General features: G+C 39.6%; 10 protein-coding genes. 7 read left to right on the top strand and 3 right to left on the bottom strand.

Features of this window, described 5'->3' with window-relative positions:
* Positions 1 to 315 carry an AraC family transcriptional regulator gene (locus BLR84_RS15155; RefSeq protein ID WP_090469640.1) on the bottom strand — a complete coding sequence of 105 codons (315 nt, stop codon included), beginning with the start codon at positions 313 to 315 and terminating at the stop codon, positions 1 to 3.
* 192 nt (positions 316 to 507) lie between these two features.
* On the opposite strand from BLR84_RS15155, the gene BLR84_RS15160 reads away from it, so the two are divergent.
* Together BLR84_RS15160 and BLR84_RS15165 are read left to right on the top strand one after the other, a co-directional pair.
* Positions 508 to 1134, top strand: coding sequence for a CPBP family intramembrane glutamic endopeptidase (locus tag BLR84_RS15160; protein WP_090469643.1), 627 nt, complete (start codon positions 508 to 510; stop codon positions 1132 to 1134).
* 182 nt (positions 1135 to 1316) lie between these two features.
* Positions 1317 to 1742, top strand: coding sequence for a hypothetical protein (locus BLR84_RS15165; RefSeq protein ID WP_090469646.1), 426 nt, complete (start codon positions 1317 to 1319; stop codon positions 1740 to 1742).
* A gap of 150 nt (positions 1743 to 1892) precedes the next feature.
* On the opposite strand, the gene BLR84_RS15170 is transcribed toward BLR84_RS15165, so the two are convergent.
* The gene (locus tag BLR84_RS15170; RefSeq protein ID WP_090469649.1) at positions 1893 to 2270 is read right to left on the bottom strand and encodes a hypothetical protein; all 378 of its coding nucleotides are present in this window, start codon (positions 2268 to 2270) and stop codon (positions 1893 to 1895) included.
* A gap of 18 nt (positions 2271 to 2288) precedes the next feature.
* Positions 2289 to 2675: a helix-turn-helix domain-containing protein gene (locus BLR84_RS15175; RefSeq protein WP_090469652.1), complete on the bottom strand. Its 387-nt coding sequence runs from the start codon at positions 2673 to 2675 to the stop codon at positions 2289 to 2291.
* 140 nt (positions 2676 to 2815) lie between these two features.
* On the opposite strand from BLR84_RS15175, the gene BLR84_RS15180 reads away from it, so the two are divergent.
* The 5 genes from BLR84_RS15180 to BLR84_RS15200 all read left to right on the top strand — a co-directional run bounded on the left by BLR84_RS15180 (position 2816) and on the right by BLR84_RS15200 (position 14601).
* The gene (locus BLR84_RS15180; protein WP_090469655.1) at positions 2816 to 4255 is read left to right on the top strand and encodes a HEPN domain-containing protein; all 1440 of its coding nucleotides are present in this window, start codon (positions 2816 to 2818) and stop codon (positions 4253 to 4255) included.
* 806 nt (positions 4256 to 5061) lie between these two features.
* Positions 5062 to 6051 (top strand): hypothetical protein, encoded by a 990-nt coding sequence (locus BLR84_RS15185; protein WP_090469658.1) that lies wholly within the window; start codon positions 5062 to 5064, stop codon positions 6049 to 6051.
* Between the two features lie 37 nt (positions 6052 to 6088).
* Positions 6089 to 10261, top strand: coding sequence for a PKD domain-containing protein (locus BLR84_RS15190; protein WP_090469663.1), 4173 nt, complete (start codon positions 6089 to 6091; stop codon positions 10259 to 10261).
* Positions 10262 to 10276: 15 nt separating this feature from the next.
* Positions 10277 to 14185, top strand: coding sequence for a DUF6443 domain-containing protein (locus tag BLR84_RS15195; protein WP_176852078.1), 3909 nt, complete (start codon positions 10277 to 10279; stop codon positions 14183 to 14185).
* The gene (locus tag BLR84_RS15200; RefSeq protein ID WP_090469668.1) at positions 14182 to 14601 is read left to right on the top strand and encodes a hypothetical protein; all 420 of its coding nucleotides are present in this window, start codon (positions 14182 to 14184) and stop codon (positions 14599 to 14601) included. The genes BLR84_RS15195 and BLR84_RS15200 overlap by 4 nt, the downstream gene beginning before the upstream one ends.
* The last annotated feature ends 78 nt before the right edge of the window (positions 14602 to 14679 follow it).

The raw sequence follows: 14679 nt of genomic DNA on the forward strand, positions 1-14679 counted from the left end.
TTAGGACGAATGGATATTCCGCTGATATTGACCACCTGATTCATGGATCGGTTGACACCTGATTCCGCTGCAAATTGCCTCAATAACATTATGGGTTTCATATAGCTTGCTTTTTAAATAATCTACCGTAAGGTACTGGAGAAACTTTTTTGGGGTAAGACCGACCCAATCCAAAAACAAGCGCTGAAAATGAAACAGGCTAAGGTTAACCCGTTCAGCAATAGCGTCCAGATCGGGCTGATCTTTAAAATGAGTTACTACATAGTCTATCGCCTTTTCTATACGATAGTAATTAAGCGTTAAATCTTTAGCCATATCAAACAAACCTAAGGCATATCAACATAATAATCAACCCGAAACTTGCTCATTACTTTATCTGGACCTGCTTTTTTTCATTTAAGCTACCCAATTAAAAACATTATATTGAGCGTTGAAATCCACTTAGGCAAGTTGTTGAACATCACTGGCCTTAATTCATAATCAGGTCAAAAAATTAATTGTCATTATATGATTATAATTAGCTTAATAGGTGCTATTGTCCAGTTGTTAGTTTTCGCGTTTCTTCCGTTCCTGGTTTATCTCCTTATCAATAAAACAGTCAAGGGATTTTTCGGCTATACTGGCATTCACAAAACAACCTACCCGGCAATAACACTTGCTGTATTATCGGGATTTATTCTTGGCAGTATAGGAATAGCCGTTATGTATGCCAGTCCCGTAATAAGACAAATAGCGGCGGGCAAAGGTACTGTACCAGAACAGATCAGGCTTCTCACATCGAGAGCAAATAGAATCCTGTTGATCCTCATCGTCGCCTTCATTAAAACAGCTTTAGCCGAAGAAATATTCTTCAGAGGGTTTATCGCTAAAAGATTGATCACCTGGCTGGGATACAAGACCGGTAATATTATACAAGCCTTTATATTCGGAGCGATGCATGTCTTATTATTCCTGAGCATTCCTGGTATGACTCCAGCCTTTCTGAGCTTTGCATTTTTATTGCCCGGGACATCTGGCTATCTGGCCTGTTATTTAAATGAAAAAAAAGGAAAAGGCAGTATCTATCCAGGTTGGATCATTCATGGGATCGGAAACTTAATTTCTTACATTTTTTTAGTATTCATAACCGGTTAAAAAGGCACGGATTATAAAGATCGGACTGAAATTCATCTCTAGGGCATCAAAAGAATTTTTAAATCATTGTGCCGTTGATGACGCTGTAATTCATTTTAAAGGTAACTGAAAATTCAAAATTATTGCAACAAGCAACGCAGTGTTCTAAAACTAAATAGGCAGCATATATTCAGTTTTTATATTTGATTTTATTCTTTATAGGACAAAACAAAATAAATGCAAGAGAACTCTTATTTGATGGGAAAGTAGAGCCTGAAGATTTCGTGATCATGAAAAAGGATTGTGCAGAAAAAATCAAAAGATTAGAAATCAATCTTACAGATGTAAAATTACAAAGTTCAAACCTTGCGAGTTTGGATAAAATGCTTTTTCAAGCAATAGAGGCGCTTTCCGATCTGAGGAATCTTTATTTACAAGGCAATGTTCTGAAAAAAAGAGAGATACTCGGTTCGATATTTCGGGAAAAACTGCGATTTGACAAAAGTGAATATCGAACCGGAAGATTGAACGAGGCAGTTGCACTTATCTTTCAGATTAACAATGCATTAGGGGCTAAAAAAAACGGGAAAGATCGATTGCCAAATCGTCTTTCCCGTTCAGTACGCTAAGCGGAAATCGAACCGTTTCCACTTTAATTTCTGACTTAGCATAAATAAATGCTTTACCTGTTTATATAAGTGAACACTTGTATAAACAGGTAAACTCGCTGGTACAAATACCAGCGATAATTGAACTTTGGTAAAGCTACAAATGATGGGTTATTCTACAATGCAAAGGGGTTTTATGTTACCGCATGATTTGGATACGAGATCGAGTATCTCTGAGCAGGGAAAGCCCATGTCAATCATGTCCTCCATTAATGAAGCTGTAGCAATTTCTTTTCGGAGAAGGAAACTCTTATCGCTGATGAATTGATAGATCTCTCCCTTGAACCAATTATAGCCTTGCTGGGAAATTTCGGCATGCAACTCGTAAACGATCCGGTTGTCCGGCTTGGCTTCTAAGAGGCTTTTCAATAGTTTTACTAAAATGAAATCGGAGTTAAACGAGAATAGCCTGGTAAAAGCATCATGATCAAACTTAGCCTTTATACTTCTGAGCAATATGCCATAGTAAAGTTGTTGTCTGAAATCCATACTTGACTGACATTAAAACTATCTCTTATTTAGCAATTCGTTCTTTTCTTTTTCAGCCTGGAGCAGGCGTTCATAAAGCTGTTTATTTTCTTCTACTAGCTCCATTAACTTATCTAAAGGATTAAATGTGCAATGATGCCGAAAATCGCCTGTGCTATTATCGTGAAAATTATTAAAGTAATTAAATACAGCTTCTTCACTGAAGTTTTTGATAGCTTCAGATGGGACACCTAATACATTAGCGATTTTTTGGAGGGCATCCTCTTCGACATCAGCGCTCTGTTCAATTTTAGAAATAGCTTGTTGACTAATTCCTAAAGCAGCGGCAAGTACCTCCTGTTTCATACCTTTTAATTCACGAATGCGTCCAATTTTCCTTCCGATGTGTACTGTAGATTCTGCCATGTCTCAAAAATATCGTTTATATGTAAATGTACAAAACAACTGCCTATTTGTAAAATACAACCGCCTATGGTTCGGTACAGGTAGAGTGTGTTATTCTTTTGTGTTGCCGGTTAATGGAGGCCGGTTTAAAATAGATCATTATGTACACCGGAACTTATGCCCCCTGGGAACATTACCCAAAAACACTTCGCCATTACGAGGTTGAAAACCCATTGGCCGTTGTAGCTGATTTTTTTAGTGCTGATTCAGTAAAAGGTCATACCAAGAGGTTAAAAGAATGGCGTTATTACGTAGTCAATAACGAGCATTATAAAGACGAACGTCATGGCCCAGGCAGCTTACTTTTTATTTATGATTTCAATTTAAGAATTTTAGAGGCTATGTATTTACTGCTCATCAACCATCAACAGTTCTCTTATCGTAAGAAAAAGCTGACAAAAGCCCAACTGGAAGAAGAAAAAGAAAGGTGGACATATTTTCCTAAGAATATTTCCAGGAAAGAACAGCTTGATCCCTATAAAGCCGTTAAGAAAGTCTTTAGTAAAATTAAACCACAAGAATACAGGGATTACCTACATGAATGGTCACATGCGGCGCTATACAATAAGGCAGACGACGAGGGCCTGTATGCAGGCGAGGTTATTATGGTTTACGAAAATCTAATTAAACTATATGCAGCTGCGTGGTTGATTCATCAACGGGAAAGCGATAAACCGGAATTTAAAAAAAGCAAGATTGAAATTGATTTAACCGAAACAGTTACAAAGCCAACTGCGTTAAGAATCATAAACCCTGCTCCTACAACGGCAGAAAAACTGGCTTTAGAGGAGTTACAGAACCTGATTTTAAAATGCTGCCCACTGGTTAGGATGATCATTCATTTAGGGATACATCCAAAGCCTTTTACATTTTACATGTTGATTCTAATAGCTGATGAAGAAAAAACACCGGAACATGAAATTAGCAATAAAATCGAAGATAACTGCCGACATCTGACTAACCTACATGCGATAGTCCATAAGGTTAGCAGTGCAAAGAAAGCTCTCGATATCGGCAGGCGCTTTTGGACTAAGGCTATGGAAAATGGAACTATGGTTTATCAATCACCTGATTTGGTATTGCCGGAGCCGCGTAAAATAGCCAAAGAGATTTTATTAGAAAGAGTGAAATTCAATTGGGAAAGATGGGGGATACAGGGAGCGCAATTTTTAAGAGGAGCAGAGCTATACCTGGCAGATAACAATTTTCGTCTTGCGGCATTCCTGCTGCACCAATCGGTAGAGAGCACGTTAAAAGGCATTATCCAGGCCGTCATAGGTTACCGGGTACAAATGTATAATTTATCAAGATTGCTAAGGCTTACTCTGTTATTTACCGATGAATTGAAAGATGTGTTTGAACTTAATACTACTGAGGGAGTACAATTGTATACATTACTACAAAACGCCTATTCACAATCAAGATATAATAGCGCATTTGATCCTGATGAGGGATCAGTGAGAATATTGGCAATGCGAGTAACCAGGTTTAATCAAACGGCCGAAGGGATCTACAAGCAATTTATTGAAGATATGAAATAAAACTAAGTCGTGACAGCTTCGGCAATATTGGCAGGAGGGAGTTGATTAATTTCTATCGCCTCGTTGCTGAAAATCAGTAAGACACATTTTCCATTGGAATCATCCAGCTACGATAATCGACGATTTTATTACATTATCCGCTATAGCACCGGGTTCGTTATGCTATCGACTTCGCCGTTACGCAGGCATAAGATATGTTCCTCTGACCCTCCTTTTTTTCCTTATTTCCATTTTACCGCAACCGGCAAAGTTACCGACCGGCGGAATGAAATGTCAAGGCTATATAAACGAAACCTTTTTATTTGTTTTTAATTGTGTTTCGGCCTTGACATTTCATCCGCCTTTCGCTTTTTTTGCCTAAGCGTCGAAAATGGGATAGTGTGTGCATTTATCTACTAATGTATAATATAACGTTTTGCAAAACCGACTAATCTTAGTATTGTCGCCGATACCCAGGCAGCAGATCTTGGTGCTTTCTTTTGCCGTCTTTAGCAATAAGGCAGAATAAATCTGTTCACAAAAATAAAATTTGCTTGGCTATTGTATATTATTAATAAATTTTTTAGCTTTAGTTGAAATGATAATTGTTAAAAACACACTAAAAAATACAATTACCTCAACCTAAAACCATCACACTAATATGAAACCTTTCCTTCCAGATATTTCATAAGGTATAATCCCGACAATATTTCGTTGCGTATTCTACTATGCGTCATGGGATTGTTATTTCCTGGTTAGTCATTTCGTGAATGATCAATGGTCAAACACACCCTCAATTTCAGTACGATCCTTTTTAAATATAAATTATGAAAAAGTTAAACCTGATCATTCTCGCGCTTCTGTTTGTTTCCCCATTTGCCCGGGCTCAATGGACAACCGGCACCAATATATACAATACGAATACCGGGAATGTCGGTATTGGTAGTAATAATCCTAACGCTAAACTGACCATTTATCAATCTACCTCCTTAGGCAGTGTAGCCAAAAATAACATGTTATTGAGCTCTACCGGAGGAGCGGCTGTTAATAATGTACAAAATAATGTATGGTTGGTCAGAAATGCGGCAGGAAGCGATTTTACGACAGCCAGGTTACATGACGCCATTTCGATAGATGGAAGTTATATAACGCCGCAAACCGATACGCGGACCTGGTGGGAAAGAGATCCAACAACAGACGTTCAGTCATGGGGTTCAGCAGCAAGTACTTATCTCACCTTAAAGCAAGGCAATTTAGGGATTGGTACGATTGCTCCGGCGGCGAAGCTTGACATCACTGTCAGCAGTTCCAGCTTGACCAATAACATCCGGTTCGGAGACGCGACTCCTGGATATTTGGCTGCTGGAACAAATGGAATTTACCTAAGTAATAATAGCGGCACTGCGGTATTTACCGTATTGCATGGAGGGAACGTTGGCATTGGTACACTAATTCCTCAAAATAAATTAGATGTTAACGGAACTATTCATGCCAAACAGGTGAATATCGATTTGAGTGGATGGAGTGATTATGTATTTAAAAAAGATTACCCGCTTCTTCCATTAATTGGGGTCAAAGATTATATCGATAAAAATCAGCATTTGCCAGGCATTCCGTCTGAGCAGGAAATGATAAAGAATGGGCTTAATGTGGGAGAGATGAATCAGCTGCTGATGAAAAAAGTGGAAGAGTTGACTTTGTATCTGATTGAGAAGGACCGAAAGGAAAAAGAACAGGAGATAAAACTTCAAAATCAGGATGAACGGATTCATAAACTGGAAGAAGTCCTATTAAAAATGACTAAGCCTAACAATTAATCTTTCAGTTGAATCATTTATAGAATCAGATTTCAAAATGAGAAAAATCTTTTATATTATTTTATTGAGTTCTACGCTTTACCGAACTAGCTATGCCCAAATTGGAGTGCCCGTAGATCTACAGACTGGTAATCCCTATATTAATATACCGATCCATGAAATTAAAAATGGAGACGTTTCTATTCCGATAAGTTTATCCTATCATCAAGGCGTTAAGATAGCTCAGCCATACGGCAATGATGGTTATAACATCGGCGTTGGCTGGAGCATAGATGCCGGTGGTACAATAACCCGCTCGGTGAAAAGTTTGCCGGATGATTATACAGGCACGGGCACAGATACACGAATGGGCTGGTTATATGGAAGCGGTTCTCCCCGGGTACTTAGTTTTACTCCTCAAAGCCGTACGGACTGCAGTGGAGATGTTGCCAACTATAATACACTAAATTCATTGGTCAATAGCAATGCGGACACAGAGCCCGATGTATTCAATTTTAATTTCGGTGGATATTCCGGCCAGTTTATGTTCGACAATAATAAAGTTATCCGAACCTTGCCTTATAGTGACCTGAATATTCAGCCATCATATTCAGCCTCCGGTTCAATAGCTTCATTTACCATTACCACAAATAATGGTATGCAATATACTTTTATGCCGACCAGTACCATTACGTTGTCGGTGACACCGGCTGATGTTATCAATAATGTACATTATTTAAGAGATAAACTAATAAAATATGCCCAGCCGATTACTTATACCACGGCTTGGGGCTTGACTGCTGTAAATTCCCCGTCTGGAGGGGCACTACTGTTAAGTTATGGCGGCCAGCAGCCCGGAACGAATATCAATCTGGAAGTAATAGATACGGTGTATACTAACCCTCCGTCGACAGATATTTACCTTGCCAACAATAATACATCGAACAGCTGGTATCAAAAAAAACTATTTTACACAAAAACGATAACGGATACCAAGCTTTTATCGGGTATATCTGAATCAGTAGCGATAAGTTATCCCGGTATTGTTCCTGATAATGAGCAGATTAATTTTGTCTACGGAGCAAGCAATATATATAACCCTGGAGCAAACAACGGTCCGAGTAACACAAATCACCAAACTAAACTGACATTAACGGCTTTTCAAGTTTATATAACCAGCAATCTTATTAAAACAATTTCCTTAAATACGATAAATGTAGGGGGATACTATTTTTTACAGTCTCTTCACGAGTTTGCCAATAATTGTACTGTAAGTCCACCTTATGAATTTGAATATTTAGGAACGACACTTCGCGGGATTGCTCCTATCACAGTACTGCCCGCGCCACAAGGTACTGTTTCTGCTTCGGAAAGTTTAGATTATTGCCAACAGGACTATTGGGGATATTTTAATGGAAATAAGGCGACCACCTTAGTGCCTAACTTGTATATGTATCCTAATGAACCATTGCAAGAAAGATATAGATTGCAACAGATACCGGGTTATACAGGAGTAGTTAATGCACTTTCAGGTGGTGCAGATCGTACGGTGAGCCCTGGTGCAATTACAGCAGGCTCCCTATCCAGGGTTATTTTTCCAACGGGTGGTAGTGTTAAAATTGATTATGAACCTAATCAGTATATTGATGCGAGAACAAATCAAACATTTTTTGGAGGAGGCATCAGGGCAAAAACAGTAACACTTCATGATGGGATAAATGCCAGCAGCGATATTGTAAAAAACTACACCTATTCCGGAGGCTTATTGGTAAACCGGCCGCAATTTGCTTTCTCTATACCAGTATATACAGATTACGGTGGAGCCCTTCATACCATCAACGAATATAGTGATCAGCCAACCCAGGCCAGATTTTTTACTGCCCTTTTTGAATATGACTTGAACCCTTATGATTTTGATTCACCAGATGTGCTATATCAATCCGGTACAGAAAGCCAGGCCGGTAAAGGCAAAATAGTATACCAGTATAGTAACCCCGCAACCTATGCACAGCTGACATCTCCAGAGTACGCAGCACCTAATCAATGGCAGTCTACTTATTCACAATATGCAACTACCACTAATCCTTCTTCCGGTACATGCATGAGCCAGGGATTAATGACAGATGGTTATTATGGCTTCCCTTATCCAACAAACCCTAATTATAGTTTTGAAAGGGGGGTACTGCAAAATGCCCAGGTCTTTAATGAAACCGGGCAATTAATTAAGCGAACCGATTACAATTACACACCCGTATACCAAAATACTTCCCCGGTAAGTATTTATGGATTGACCTGTGATTATTTTACCTATAGCTCAAATGATATCAACACTAAAGCATTTGCTTATGGTAAATACCGGTTATTAGCCGCGATGAATAAATACCAGACGACAACCATAGAAAAAACGTATGATCCGGGTACAAATTTCGTTAAGGCGGCAACCGTTGAAAAAGATGCATTTTATAATGGCACCAACCACACCTTATTAAGCAGTACACAAACGACAACAAGTAATGATGGCACTAATGCTACAACCTATAAAACAAAGTATACCTATCCGCAGGATTATACGGCGTCTACCAATACCGATCCGGTAACAGCGGGGATTTTAGCGTTGAAAACAAACTATATGAATAATACGGTTATTGAAAAAGTATCTTCAATAACAAAACCTGGACAAAGTGAACAGGTAAACGCGGCCCAGCTGAATAAGTTTAATATATTTTCTGTCGCTAATCCACAAATCACAAATACAACGGCAAGTTTTACCAATAAGGTTCTGCCGTCGCAAATGCTGATATTAAAAACAAATGCGCCATTAACTAATTTTACCCCTTCTACGATCAACAGCAATAATCAATTTGTCAATGATACGCGGTATCAGATAACTGTTAATATTCAGGAATACAGCAAAGGGGGGAATCCTGTTTCACACGATGACGGACATCAGAATTTAACAGCTACGCTTTATGATATCACGGGTTTAAAACCAGTGGCATACATTAAAAACGCTTTGGCTAACCAGGTGCTTTACTCCAATTTTGATAACGATTTTCCAACATTTACCACACTCCACAGTTTTGATGAATCTCCAACTGCCGCTTACTCTCTTGTAAACGGAAGGATTGGTAAAGGTTTATTAGTGGCACCACCGAATTTTACATTTACAAAAAGTGTGATCAATAAAGGCCCCGGACTATATTACGCTTTCTCGTGCTGGATAAGTACTACGAATCCCGGTTCGATGACAGTTACTTTAACAGATGCAGCCAGTCATTCCAACAGCGGTGTAATAACATATACCAATACAACGGGCGTATGGACCTATTATAGGATCAGAATACCCGTCAATAATTTAAATTCTACTTTCAGCATCAAGGTACAGAACAGTAATGTTCCAGTGAATGTCGACGACATGCTCTTCCACCCCGAACTAGCTCAGGTTATCTTGACAGGATATCAAAATAAATTAAAAATTGCTGATACCGACCCCCATGGTAACACCACTTTTTATGCATATGACGGTTTGAGCAGGCCCACGATCGTTACTGATCAGAATCAAAATATCTTAAAGAGATTGGTTTATAGTTATCGAAGTGATTTCGTCCTAAATGCGTTATTCAGCATGCCTGCAACGGTGAATACAAATACCGCCGTTAGTTTCTTAAATGGTCCCGTTGATCCCTGCGAACCCGTTGGGATCGTCAGGAATTGGGATTTTGGAGATGGAAGTACCCTGGCTAATGGCGGTACAAGCCCGAGCCATACATATACAACGGCTGGTAATTATACCGTTAAACTAACGCTTACCCATTCCCTATATGGAACTGTAACAACGACCCATACTATCACAGTTAACACCCAATTGGCTTTTGCACTTCATATTACCGGTATTGTTGCCTATAACCTGTGCACACAGCAAATTATAGGATATGGTGATCAAGGAGTCGGAGGTAACCCCTTAGGTACTGACACCTTTACAGCGACACCTATAGGGAATTACACTAATCAGTTTTTGTGGGAACAGGCTTATGATACAGCGCCCAATACCTGGGTTACGCTACCGGGTAGGTCAAACACGGTGACGGTAAGTGTACCACTTAATTCTGATGGATCTGTAAGCTCAGACAAAACTTACACACTGCGCTGCACTATGTTACCACAGGCCTTGCAAAAAGTGGCTATTACAACAGCAAAAATAATATTCCTGGCTCCGAACTGTAACAAATAATCAAATATGAGAATCATGACAAATTTAAAATACTATAGAAATTTGTGTTTTGTTGCTATTTTAACAGTTCTCAGCACCCCAATTTATGGACAAAGTGTAAAATACGTAATTGATGAAACTGTATCCAGTTATCAGGGTACATCTTATCAGGCCTATCATAGTGTTACCCTGGCTCCCGGTTTCTCATTTTCCCCAAATTCGACTAACCCTAGTTTTTTTGTTACCATAACAAGCCAGGACCAACAAGCGGATGATCCAAACCTGATCCTGAATAATGCAATACGTACCGATATTGTTAAAGTGGTAGGTATTACAAGTCAAACCCAAATTAATGCCAGCAACGCACAAACACAAATATCCTATATGGATGGCCTAGGCAGGCCTATACAACGTATAACCCAACAGGGCAGCCCCTTGCAGAAGGATATCGTCCAGTTTATGGTCTACGACCAATATGGCCACCAGCCCAAACAATACTTACCTTATGCATCCACAACCACCAACGGTTCACTACAGACAAATCCGGCAGCCGCCCAGCAATCCTTTTATCAAACCAGTGGACAACAAATTGCTACAGACAATGCGCCCTATGCTGGAGTGGTTTATGACAATTCACCATTACAAAGGGTACTGGAAAACGGTGCTCCCGGTAGCGACTGGCAACTTGGTAGTCATACCGTTAAAAGTCAGTTTAGACTGAATACCGCCGCCGATAACATTATGATATGGACGGCTACAGGACCATCCAATTCGTACTATGCAGAAACCCAATTATCTGTAAATGATATAACAGACGAAAATGGAAATCATGTTTTAAGTTTTACTAATAGACTTGGCCAGTTAGTTTCAAAAAAGGTACAGGCCGGTACCACTACCTGGCTGGAAACCATTTATATTTATGATGATGCTGGAAATCTTTTATACCAGGTATCGCCGGAAGGAGTAAAAAGAATTTATGGTGCATCTCCTCCAGCCTTTAATGCCACATTTATTAGTGCCTGGGCAACTGCTTATACTTATGATATAAAGGGGCGTTTAGTTACCAAACAAGCACCTGGGGCAGCGGCTGTTTACATGGTTTACGACAGCAATAACCGGCTGGTATTGATGCAGGATGGTCGCGTACGCGGGGCCTATGCCACTGATAGCTGGTATTATACTAAATATGATGAGGCAAACCGTGTAATCATGACGGGTTTATACAGGTACAGTGCCCCGCCCGGAGCTACCGGCAGCACAAAGCAGCAAATATTACAAAACTACCTCGACGGGCTAACCTATGATAATGCTACGACCTTTGCCTTTGAGAAAAGACAGTCCGGAACTACCTATGGATACAGTAACCAGTGTTTTCCGACCAATGTAGTAGATGCCGATGTTCTTAAAATTAATTACTATGATGATTATGATTTTAATAATACCGGTACTCCGGTAAACCAGTATGTAAACCCGAGTCAAACAAGTTTTGCGACCACCGCCGCAGCAGATAATAGCGGTCTGTTAACGGGCACCCTGAGTCGGGTAATTAGCCCTGCCGGAAATGCCGGAGGCTGGATAAAACAGGCTCTGTTTTACGATCAATTTGGTAACGTGATACAAACCCAAGCCAATAACCTGGTTAATCAAAACGCATTGGATGTAACCAGTAATGCCGTTGATATTTATGGTGGGCATATCACTCAAACTAAACAGGTAAAATCGCTAAGCAATACAACGGTAATCAACAAGATATCTTACGACCTGATGGACAGACTCACTCAGGTTGCGCTAAATGTTAATGGCGCTGCAACGGATCAGGTAATAGGAAAATATGAGTATAACGAAATAGGACAATTAAAGGATAAAAAACTGGGGCTAGTTAGCGGCAGTACTTACCTACAAACAGTTGATTACCGATATAATATAAGGGGATGGTTAAGCAGTATCAACAACAGTACCTTAACTGCTGACGGAGGGTCAACGAATAACGATACAAACGATTTATTTGGTATGACTATTTTGTATAACGAGGCCGATGGTACAGGCTTAACTAATTCGCCAAAGTATAATGGTAAAATATCGGAAATAAAATGGAAAGCGAATGATCAGTTTTCAGCTTCAACAAACCCGGTGAGGCAGCGTGCCTATACTTATACTTATGACGCTGCCGACAGATTAACCAATGCGCAATACGCGGCAAACAGCGGATCTGCCTGGAATGTTGAAGTAAATGGTTATAACGAATCTGTTGGCTCCTATGACAATAATGGCAATATTCAATCGCTAACACGAAATATCTTTGCGTCAGGTGCAACGGCATTTGTAGCGATGGATAACCTTACCTATAACTATCAGAACAGCAATAGTAGCAATCAAATAGCCAGCGTCTCGGATGCGTCAGCCAATACACTGGGATTTAATGATGGTGCCAGTACAGCTAATGAATATAGCTATGATACAAACGGCAACTTGACAGCTGATGCCAATAAAAAGGAAATCATTAGTTATAATGACATAAATAAGGTGAGTAAAGTCGCCATTACCGGTGGAGGTTCAATTGAATATACATATGATGCATCGGGTATCAGGATACGTAAGGTGGTGTACAACGCCGCTCATTCCCCTATTAATACATATGATTACCTGGATGGCTTTATGTATTCCACCACTGGAACAGGAAGTGCGTTATTAACCTGTTTTAATACAGCAGAAGGCCGGGCATTGTCCAACACAACAGCCACCGTTTTTACCTATGAATATTTTATTAAAGATAATTTAGGCAATACGCGCGTAAGTTTCCATGATAATGGCACTGGAGTTGCGGCGATAACCCAGGAAAATGAATATTACCCCTTTGGCATGACCATGCAGGGGATAGTTGTACGTACGGCGCAAGGCACAACGGCTAATAAACAGTTATACAACGGTGGATCTGAATTACAGGATGATTTGGGATTTGAAAACAGCTACAGCACTTTTTACCGGGAGTACGATCCACAATTAGGACGGTTTAACGCTATTGACCCTATGGTTGATAAATATGCGGGATGGACACCCTATAATTTTGCATTTAATGATCCTGTAGGCTTGAATGACCCGACGGGCGACGATATTGAGAATCATTACGGCCCGCCTCCTGCTGAATATTATGGCTATAATGATCTGGTGTCCCTACAAGCTAAGGCATATTTTAAGGCTTTATCACAGTATGACCCCAGAAATACCTCCGAGGCAGAAACCATGTGGCTGAATTTCTTAAGCGCACCAAATGCCTTTCTGAACCCGACAGCCCAGGCGCAAATAGAAAGCATAAGTGCGCAAAAACAGGCGGAGACACAGAATAATGCTCCGTCCCATTACACATTTTCTTATCTTTTGAACGAAACTACCGGGGGAATTACTAATTTTCATCTTGAATTTATAGATGCAGATATTGGAAACACCAAAGTTGTCACTAATCTGGATGAGGGGCCCCACGCACAGGAACTGGCGAAATATGGATATATTATACAAGGATTTTCCGTGATAGTAGCCGGTGGTATTGCTAATAAAGCGGGGGCAATTGAATATGGGGTAATTACAACAAATAAAGGCTGGACAATGGCTTATAAGACTGTGTACAAATCATACACGATTTTTCAGGGGTCAGGCTCAATAAACTATTTCAATGTTTCAGGAAAAAATGGATACCACCCTACCTTTTCGGATTGGGCCGGGCCTGTTACTGAAACAGGAGGTAATATTGGTTTTCTTTCCGGATCATATGGGACTTCAACTACTTATACAAGCTGGTCTATAGGGGCCGGCCCTGGGGTCCCTAACGTTATGGGATCAGTTAATCCCGGTTTTACTACTTTATTAGGTTCGCCAATGTATGACGGGCCTATTCAAAAAAATACTGGACCAATATCAAATTGGTGGATTAATGGAGGATATAATCAATGATGAAAATTAAATATCATATTTCACAAAAAACGGAAATTAATCGGGAAATTGTCTTCAAAAGAATAGGTTTCGAATTGGATAAACGTGGATATATAATATTTGATGTATCCGAAAATTGTACAGAATTTAAAAATAAATTTTGGTTGCTTACTACACGGGGTGAGTATTTTGGAAAAGTGGACGGAGGGAAGTTTCTAATTAGTCCTGAAAAGGACACCAAGGTAAACTTCTACTTTTATGCATCTTCGTGGCGTGAAATCTCCTTAATTTTCTTTTTGATCATTTCTAGTTTTATTCAAGATTATCATATATTATTCTTTATTCCATTCGTTCTAATAATGTTCTTTTTAAGAATCATAAATGTAAAAAGCACTGCTAACGAAATAATGAGAAATATTTTAAAAGAGACCAACTAAGTTCGTTTGCTTTTTGTGCGTATATATACGGATTCGCTATGCTTGTAGTTTAGTGTAAGTCAAAGAAGAGAAGTTCGT

Source organism: Mucilaginibacter sp. OK268, assembly GCF_900103125.1.
In the GTDB taxonomy this organism is placed as follows: Bacteria; Bacteroidota; Bacteroidia; order Sphingobacteriales; family Sphingobacteriaceae; genus Mucilaginibacter.